Origin of the sequence: Burkholderia sp. TSV86 (genome assembly GCF_001522865.1) — a bacterium.
Classification (GTDB): Bacteria; Pseudomonadota; Gammaproteobacteria; order Burkholderiales; family Burkholderiaceae; genus Burkholderia.
This window is the reverse complement of the sequence record NZ_LOWB01000030.1, coordinates 1-1,482: the sequence shown is the minus strand read 5'-3', so window position 1 is coordinate 1,482 and position 1,482 is coordinate 1. Positions and strand designations below refer to the sequence as shown.

The following is a 1,482-nucleotide window of genomic DNA, read 5'->3' as shown; positions in this document are numbered from 1 at the left end:
CGCACGCGTGTACGACGTTGCCCGCGAAACGGAGCTTGAACGCGCGCGCAATCTGTCGGCCCGGCTGGGCAACGACGTGTGGCTCAAGCGCGAGGACAACCAGCCGGTGTTTTCGTTCAAGCTGCGCGGCGCGTACAACAAGATGGCGCATATTGATGCCGACGCGCTCGCGCGCGGCGTGATCACCGCGTCGGCGGGCAACCACGCGCAAGGCGTCGCGTTCTCCGCGGCACGGATGAACGTGCGCGCGATCATCGTCGTGCCGGTCACCACGCCGCAGGTGAAGGTCGACGCGGTGCGCGCGCACGGCGGGCCGGGCGTGGAGGTGATCCAGGCGGGCGAGTCGTACAGCGACGCGTATGCGCACGCGCTGCGGCTGCAGGCCGAGCGCGGCCTGACGTTCGTTCATCCGTTCGACGATCCGCACGTGATTGCGGGCCAGGGCACGGTGGCGATGGAGATTTTGCGCCAGCATCAGGGGCCGATCCATGCGATTTTCGTGCCGATCGGCGGCGGCGGGCTGGCGGCGGGCGTGGCCGCCTACGTGAAGGCGGTGCGGCCCGAGATCCGGGTGATCGGCGTGCAGACGGACGATTCGTGCGCGATGGCGCAATCGCTTGCGGCGGGGCGGCGCGTGGAGCTGACCGAGGTCGGGCTGTTCTCGGACGGCACGGCGGTCAAGCTGGTCGGCGACGAGACGTTCCGCCTGTGCGCGGCGCATCTGGACGGGGTCGTGACGGTCGATACCGACGCGCTGTGCGCGGCGATCAAGGACGTGTTCCAGGATACGCGCAGCGTGCTCGAGCCGGCCGGCTCGCTGGCGGTGGCGGGCGCGAAGGCGTATGCGCAGCGCGAGGGGCTGGCCGGCAAGACGCTGGTGGCGATCACCTCGGGCGCGAACATGAACTTCGACCGGATGCGCTTCGTTGCCGAGCGCGCGGAAGTGGGCGAGGCGCGCGAGGCGGTGTTCGCGGTGACGCTGCCCGAGGAGCGGGGCAGCTTCCGGCGCTTTTGCGCGCTCATCGGCGAGCGTAACGTCACGGAGTTCAACTACCGGATTGCGGATGCGCAGACCGCGCATATTTTCGTCGGCGTGCAGATCCGGCAGCGCGGCGAATCGGACGGCATCGCGGCGAACTTTGCCGCGCACGGCTTTGCCACGGTCGACCTGACGGGCGATGAATTGTCCAAGCAGCACGTGCGCTACATGGTCGGCGGGCGCTCGCCGCTCGCGCGCGAGGAGCGGCTGTTTCGCTTCGAGTTTCCGGAGCGCCCGGGCGCGCTGATGAAGTTCCTGTCGGCGATGGCGCCGGAGTGGAACATCAGCCTGTTCCATTACCGGAATCAGGGCGCGGATTACAGCTCGATCCTGGTCGGCCTGCAAGTGCCGCCGGCCGACCATGCGGCATTCGACCGCTTCCTGGTCGCGCTCGGCTATCCGTTCTGGGAAGAGAGCGGCAATCCGGCGTACCACCTGTTCCT

At 68.6% G+C, this 1,482-nt stretch carries 1 protein-coding gene; it reads left to right on the top strand.

Annotation, left to right across the window (positions count from 1 at the left end; translation table 11 throughout):
- A partial coding sequence (gene ilvA, locus WS68_RS04930) for a threonine ammonia-lyase, biosynthetic (protein WP_059569733.1) occupies positions 1 to 1,482 on the top strand: 1,482 nt, incomplete at both ends.